Origin of the sequence: Pseudoalteromonas sp. Angola-4, assembly GCF_028599265.1 — a bacterium.
Taxonomy (GTDB): domain Bacteria; phylum Pseudomonadota; class Gammaproteobacteria; order Enterobacterales; family Alteromonadaceae; genus Pseudoalteromonas; species Pseudoalteromonas atlantica.
Map to the genome: position 1 here is coordinate 1 of NZ_JAQREK010000057.1, position 541 is coordinate 541.

General features: G+C 44.5%; 1 protein-coding gene. It reads left to right on the plus strand.

What is annotated here, in order from left to right:
- Nucleotides 1–541 (plus strand): trans-sulfuration enzyme family protein (locus PSH48_RS20755; protein WP_273612299.1); only part of this gene is annotated, 541 nt, incomplete at both ends.

The window sequence follows — 541 nt, forward strand, 5'->3', positions numbered from 1 at the left end:
CCATTATACCAAACATCGACATTTCATTTTGAAAATGCTGCGCAGGGTTCTGCACGGTTTGCTGGCGATGAGCCAGGTTATATTTATACGCGTTTGGGTAACCCTACCACCACTGAACTTGAACAAAAAGTGGCGCAATTAGAGGGCTGTGAGGCTGCAGCGGCAACGGCTACAGGTATGGGAGCGGTATCGGCTTCGGTACTGAGCTTTTTATCACAAGGCGATCACTTAGTTGCATCAAGTGCGCTTTATGGCTGCACCTTTGCTTTTTTTGCGCATATGTTGCCGCGTTGGGGCATTGAAGTTACCTTTGTGGATATGACCAATGAAGATGAGTTACGTGCTGCAATAAAGCCAAACTCAAAAATGATATTTGCAGAGACACCGATAAACCCAACGATGGCCGTTATTGATTTAGCACTTATTGGTGATGTAGCAAAACGGCATAATTTAATAAGTGTGGTCGACAATACCTTTTTAACGCCGCTGCTACAGTCACCTAAACAATACGGCATCGATATTATTATGCACAGTGCTACCA